This window comes from Teichococcus aestuarii (assembly GCF_042651065.1).
In the GTDB taxonomy this organism is placed as follows: Bacteria; Pseudomonadota; Alphaproteobacteria; order Acetobacterales; family Acetobacteraceae; genus Pseudoroseomonas; species Pseudoroseomonas aestuarii.
On sequence record NZ_JBHSCH010000120.1, the window covers coordinates 1 to 5380 of the forward strand.

The 5380-nt window shown below is 72.8% G+C and carries 7 protein-coding genes and 1 pseudogene; 1 reads left to right on the top strand and 7 read right to left on the bottom strand.

Annotated features, from left to right (window positions below; all coding sequences use genetic code 11):
- The 3 genes from ACFOY6_RS23505 to ACFOY6_RS23515 form a co-directional block, all read right to left on the bottom strand.
- Positions 1 to 725: helix-turn-helix domain-containing protein (locus tag ACFOY6_RS23505; RefSeq protein ID WP_379652409.1), on the bottom strand; the 725-nt coding region annotated here is incomplete at its 3' end.
- A 93-nt stretch (positions 726 to 818) separates the two neighbouring features.
- On the bottom strand, positions 819 to 1829 hold the full coding sequence (locus tag ACFOY6_RS23510) for an NAD(P)H-dependent flavin oxidoreductase (protein WP_109518582.1): 1011 nt from the start codon (positions 1827 to 1829) through the stop codon (positions 819 to 821).
- 56 nt (positions 1830 to 1885) lie between these two features.
- On the bottom strand, positions 1886 to 3106 hold the full coding sequence (locus tag ACFOY6_RS23515) for an aspartate kinase (RefSeq protein WP_109518565.1): 1221 nt from the start codon (positions 3104 to 3106) through the stop codon (positions 1886 to 1888).
- Between the two features lie 149 nt (positions 3107 to 3255).
- On the opposite strand from ACFOY6_RS23515, the gene ubiG reads away from it, so the two are divergent.
- On the top strand, positions 3256 to 3987 hold the full coding sequence (ubiG, locus tag ACFOY6_RS23520; protein ID WP_109518564.1) for a bifunctional 2-polyprenyl-6-hydroxyphenol methylase/3-demethylubiquinol 3-O-methyltransferase UbiG: 732 nt from the start codon (positions 3256 to 3258) through the stop codon (positions 3985 to 3987).
- Positions 3988 to 4023: 36 nt separating this feature from the next.
- On the opposite strand, the gene ACFOY6_RS23525 is transcribed toward ubiG, so the two are convergent.
- From ACFOY6_RS23525 to ACFOY6_RS23540, 4 genes and pseudogenes are all read right to left on the bottom strand, one after another.
- Positions 4024 to 4446 carry an organic hydroperoxide resistance protein gene (locus tag ACFOY6_RS23525; protein ID WP_456316955.1) on the bottom strand — a complete coding sequence of 141 codons (423 nt, stop codon included), beginning with the start codon at positions 4444 to 4446 and terminating at the stop codon, positions 4024 to 4026.
- Entirely contained in the window at positions 4355 to 4828 is a 474-nt protein-coding gene (locus ACFOY6_RS23530) for a DUF1178 family protein (protein WP_109518562.1), read from the bottom strand. Before ACFOY6_RS23530 ends, ACFOY6_RS23525 begins: the two co-directional genes overlap by 92 nt.
- 49 nt (positions 4829 to 4877) lie before the next feature.
- Positions 4878 to 5138: a glutaredoxin 3 gene (grxC, locus tag ACFOY6_RS23535; protein WP_109518561.1), complete on the bottom strand. Its 261-nt coding sequence runs from the start codon at positions 5136 to 5138 to the stop codon at positions 4878 to 4880.
- 60 nt (positions 5139 to 5198) lie between these two features.
- A pseudogene (locus ACFOY6_RS23540) lies at positions 5199 to 5380 on the bottom strand (hypothetical protein); the annotation flags it as partial.

Consider the following 5380-nt stretch of genomic DNA (forward strand, 5'->3'; position numbering starts at 1 on the left):
ATGGCCGGCGCGGCGCCGCCGCCCGGAGCCACCGCGCGGGGGGCCTGCTGCGGCCCGGCAGCGGCCGGCGCGGCGCCGGAGGAGGAGGCGGCACCGGAGGAGGCGGCGCCTGGCGGGGTGGCGGTGGGAGGCGTGGCGGCAGGAGGGGCCGAGACAGGCGGCACCGTCACGGGCGGGCTGGTGACGGGCGCGGGCGCGGCGGGCGCCTCGCGCTGGGTCACGCCGGGCAGCGGCGGCGAGCCGGCATCGCGCGCCGCCTGCTCCAGCCGTGGCGGCAGGGCCGGCACCGCATCCACCGTGCGCTCGCCCGAGCCGCTCCAGCGGTACCAGCCGGCATAGGCGCCGATGGCCAGCACGGCCCCCACCAGGATGATGGCGCCGGTCGGCACGCCGCGCTCCGGCACCGGCTCGGGGAAGACGAGATCCTTGCCGCGCGGCCCCTGCCCCGCCCCCTCGCGGAAGCGGCGCACCAGGTCCGGCGCGTCCAGCCCCATGGCCTGGGCGTAGCTGCGCACGAAGCCGATGCCATAGGCCGCGCCCGGCAGGTCGGCCACCCGGCCATCCTCCAGCGCCGCGATGTAGCGGCGGTTGATGCGCAGCCGCTCCGCCATCTCCTCCAGGCTGATGCCGAGGGAGAGCCGGGCTTCCCGCAATTCCTCGCCGACGCGCAGGGCCTCGGCGGGGTTCTCGTTGGAGCGGTTCGAACGCTTCAGGTCATAGGGCACGTGAAAACACCTATCGCGCGGCGGCAGCCGCGACCAACCGTGACACGATGAAGCGGTCTCCCCACCCCGGCGAAGGGCCGCCGGGGATCATGCTCAGCCGCCGGCGCGGCGCGCCGCAAGGGCCGTCGCGGCCTGGTCCAGCAATTCGGCGATGATCTCGGCGGCGGGCTGCTCCCGCGTCACTAGGCCAACGCTCTGGCCAGCCATCAGGCTGCCATTCTCCACATCGCCATCCACCACGGCGCGGCGCAGGGCGCCCGCCCAGTAGTGCTCGATGTCGAGCTGCGCGGCCTCCTTGTCCAGCTCGCCCGCCTTGAAGCGGCGCACCACCTCGGCCTGGTGCTCCAGGAAGCGGCGGGTGCCCTCGTTCTGCAGGGCACGGACGGGGATGACGGGGAAGTGCGGGTCGAGCTGCACGGTGGGCAGCGCGTCGCGCGCCGCGCCGCGCAGGAAGGCGCGCTTGAAGTTCGGGTGCGCCACGCACTCGGTGGCGCAGACGAAGCGGGTGCCGAGCTGCACGCCGGCGGCACCCATCTCCAGATAGGAGAGGATCGCCTCGCCACGGCCGATGCCGCCCGCCACGAACACGGGCACATCGCGGATATGCGGCAGGATCTCCTGCGCCAGCACCGTCAGGCTGACGGGGCCGATATGCCCGCCCGCCTCGGAGCCCTCGATCACCAGCGCATCGGCGCCGGAGCGCACCAGCTTCTTGGCGAGCGCCAGAGCGGGGGCGAAGCAGATGACCTTGGCGCCGCCCTCCTTGGCCGCCTTGATGGCGGGGCCGGGCGGGATGCCGCCGGCGAAGACGATGTGGCCGACCTTCGCGTCCAGGCAGACCTGCACCAGCTCCATCAGCTTCGGGTGCATGGTGATCAGGTTGACGCCGAAGGGCTTCTGCGTGAGCGCCTGGGTGGCGGCGATCTCCTCGGCCAGCCGCTCCGGCATCATCGCGCCACAGGCGATGACGCCGAAGGCGCCGGCATTGGAGAGGGCGGAGACCAGGTTCCGCTCGCTCACCCAGCTCATGGCGCCGCCCAGGATGGCGTGACGCACGCCCAGGAAGGCGGCGCCACGCGCCATCAGCGCGTCGATCGCCGCCATCTCCGGCCGGGGGCTGCTCTCGGCGCGGGGGCTGTCCAGGGGCGCGTCCACGGGCATCAGCCCTCGGCGTCCAGGCCGTAGGCGGTGTGCAGGGCGCGCACCGCCAGCTCCGTGTACTCGGCGCCGACCAGCACCGAGGTCTTGATCTCCGAGGTGGAGATGACCTGGATGTTGATGCCCTTCTCGGCCAGCGACTTGAACATGGTGGCGGCGACGCCCGCATGGCTGCGCATGCCGATGCCGACGATGGAGATCTTGGCGACATCCGGGTCGGCCAGCATCGCCTCGAAGCCGATGGTGGGGCGCTGCTCCTCCAGCACGGCCTTGGCGCGCGGCAGGTCGGTCTTGCCCACGGTGAAGGTCATGTCCGTGGTGCCGTCGGCGCCCAGGTTCTGCACGATCATGTCGACGTTGACATTCGCGGCCGAGAGCGGGCCGAACACATGCGCGGCGATGCCCGGCTTGTCCGGCACCCGGCGCAGCGTGACCTTCGCCTCGTCCCGGGAATAGGCGACGCCCGTCACCAGCGGCTGTTCCACGATCTCATCCTCATCCACGACCATCGAGCCGGGCTTGTCCTCGAAGGAGGAGAGCACCTGCACCCGGACCCGCTGCTTCATCGCCAGCTCGACCGACCGCGTCTGCAGCACCTTGGCGCCGACCGAGGCCAGTTCCAGCATCTCTTCATAGGCCACCGCCGGCAGCTTGCGCGCCTTCGGCACGATGCGGGGGTCGGTGGTGTAGACCCCGTCCACATCGGTATAAATGTCGCAGCGGTCGGCCTTCACCGCGGCGGCGATCGCCACCGCCGAGAGGTCGGAGCCGCCACGGCCCAGCGTGGTCACGCGGTTGTCCGGGCCGATCCCCTGGAAGCCCGCCACCACCGGCACCTGGCCCATCTTCATGCGCTCGATCAGCGCCGCGCCCTCGATCTCCTCGACCCGCGCCTTGCCGTGCGCGGCATCGGTGCGGACCGGCACCTGCCAGCCCTGCCAGGAGCGGGCATCGACGCCGATGGTCTGCAGCGCGATGGCCAGGAGCCCGATCGTCACCTGCTCGCCGGTGGCGACCACGGTGTCGTATTCCCGCGCATCATGCAGGGGGGAGAGGTCCTGGCACCACTTCACCAGCTGGTTGGTGACGCCGGACATGGCGGAGACCACCACCGCCACCTCGTTGCCGGCGTCGACTTCCCGTTTCACCCGGTTGGCGACGTTGCGGATACGGTCCAGATCGGCGACGGAGGTGCCGCCGAACTTCATCACGATACGTGCCATTATGGGCGTGCCATGCCGGTCCTGAAGGAACGGTCCGAGAGGGATTGTGCCACAGCCGCGGTTGCGGCCCGCGAGGGGGTGCGACAGATAACGGGCGGAGCGCGTGGCCGCAACCGGCATCACGCGCCCGCCAGCCCGGAGAGCGTGCCATGCCCCAGCCCACCCCCACCGCCCGTGCCGACGAGATCGCGAAGTTCGACGCCCTGGCCGCGCGCTGGTGGGACCCCTCGGGCCCGATGGCGCCGCTGCACCGGATGAACCCGCTGCGCACCGAATGGATCGGCCGCCGCCTCGCCGCCGCCGAGGGGCGGCCGGGCGCCAACCTCGCCGGCCTCTCGGTGCTCGACATCGGCTGCGGCGCCGGGCTGGCGAGCGAGGCGCTGGCGCGCATGGGGGCGCAGGTCACCGGGCTGGACGCGGCCGCCGCCGCGCTGGAAGCCGCCCGCGCCCATGCGGCGGCGGAGGGCCTGTCCATCGACTACCGCGAGGGCATGCCGGAGGATTTGGCCGCCGAGGGGCGGCACTTCGATGCGGTGGTGGCGCTGGAGGTGATCGAGCATGTGGCGGACCGCCCCGCCTTCCTGGCGGCGCTGGCGGGGCTGGTGAAGCCCGGTGGCCTCGTCTTCCTCTCCACGCTGAACCGCACCCCCCGCTCCTTCCTGCTGGCCAAGGTGGGGGCGGAGTACATCCTGCGCCTGCTGCCGCGCGGCACGCATGACTGGAAGATGTTCGTCACGCCGGCCGAGCTGGGCGCCGAGGCGCGCCGTGCCGGGCTGCGGGTGACCGACATCGCCGGCATGTCCCCCGTCCAGGGCGGGCGCGACTGGCGCGAGAGCCGCGACGTCTCGGTGAACTACCTCGCCGCCCTGCGCCGCGACTGAGTGGGAGGGGGGGCTCCCCCTCCCGGCCCTGCCACCTCAGGCAAGGGTGGTCTCCACCGCCACATTGCCGCGCAGCGCGTGGCTGTAGGGGCAGACCTTGTGGGCGCGCTCGATCAGGTCCTGCGCCACGGCCCGGTCCAGCCCCGGCAGGGAGACGCTGAGGGCGGCGGTGATGCCGAAGCCCTCGCCATCCTCCCGCTGGCCGATGCCTACCTCGGCGGTGACGGCCGCCTCGGCCGGGACCGCGATCTTGCGCTGGCCGGCGACGAACTTCATCGCCCCCAGGAAGCAGGCGGAATAGCCGGCGGCGAAGAGCTGCTCCGGGCTGGTGGCGCCGCAGGGGAGCGGCTGAGGCGCCGGCTGCGCCTCAGCCGTCGGCGCGCGGCACCCAGGGCAGGCGCGCCACGGCGATGCCTTCTTCCTGCAGGGCCTCCGCCTCGCCATCGCTGGTCTCGCCATAGATGCCGCGGTGCTCGCTCTCGCCGCGGTGCATCCGGCGCGCCTCTTCCGCGAAGTCGGCGCCGACATAGTCGCAATTCTTCTCGACCTCGGCGCGCATCCGCTGCAGCAGCGCCATCACCTGCGCCGGCATCGGGCCGGCGGCGGCCTGCGGAGCGCCGGAGGCCTGGGGCTGCGGGGGCGCCGGCGCATCGGACGCCGCCGGCTCGGCGGGGCGGGCCTTGGCGATGGCCGGCGCCATCAGCGCCCGGCTGACCTTGCTGCTGCCGCAGACGGGGCAGTCGATCATGCGCCCCTGGGACAGCTTCTCGAATGCCGCGCTGTCCTTGTACCAGCCATCGAAGCCGTGGTCCTGGTCGCAGCGGAGCTGGTAGTGGATCATGCGGGTTCCGGTTGCCGTGGGGCCGGTTGTTCCGTGTCTGCCGGCCGCGTCATGCCGCCTGCAGCATGGCGTCCAGCTTGCCCGCGCGGTCGAGCGCGAACAGGTCGTCGCAGCCACCGATGGCTTCATCGTTGATGAAGATCTGCGGCACGGTGGTGCGCCCGCCGGAGCGGCGCACGGCATCGGCGCGCTCCGGGGAGCCGTTCGGCGCGTCGTATTCGGTGAAGCCGACCCCCTTGCGGCCAAGCAGCAGCTTGGCGCGCGAGCAATAGGGGCAGAATGCGGTGGTGTAGATTTCAACCTTGGCCATGCTGCAGAAATCGTCCCGGCGGGGGCGGCGGTCAAGAGCGTTGCGGGGCCGTCCCGGTGCTTATGTGTCCTCGTCCTGGCGGGGGTCGGGCACGCGGGCGGCGGCCAGCACCTCCACCTGCGCCGCCCCCGCCGCCAGCAGCACGGCGGCGCAGGCCGAGGCGGTGGCGCCGGAGGTGAGCACGTCGTCCACCAGCAGCAGCCGCCGCCCCGCCACCCGCGCGGCACCGCCGGAGGGCAGGC

Excerpts from the sequence above, each read along its gene's own strand:
- ACFOY6_RS23510 (WP_109518582.1), bottom strand. The coding sequence starts at position 1,829 with ATGGCGGCGATCGACGCGCTGATGGCGCGTGGCGCCGCCTTCCTGGGC.
- ACFOY6_RS23515 (WP_109518565.1), bottom strand. The coding sequence starts at position 3,106 with ATGGCACGTATCGTGATGAAGTTCGGCGGCACCTCCGTCGCCGATCTG.
- ubiG (WP_109518564.1), top strand. The coding sequence starts at position 3,256 with ATGCCCCAGCCCACCCCCACCGCCCGTGCCGACGAGATCGCGAAGTTC.
- ACFOY6_RS23525 (WP_456316955.1), bottom strand. The coding sequence starts at position 4,446 with ATGGCGAGACCAGCGATGGCGAGGCGGAGGCCCTGCAGGAAGAAGGCA.
- ACFOY6_RS23530 (WP_109518562.1), bottom strand. The coding sequence starts at position 4,828 with ATGATCCACTACCAGCTCCGCTGCGACCAGGACCACGGCTTCGATGGC.
- grxC (WP_109518561.1), bottom strand. The coding sequence starts at position 5,138 with ATGGCCAAGGTTGAAATCTACACCACCGCATTCTGCCCCTATTGCTCG.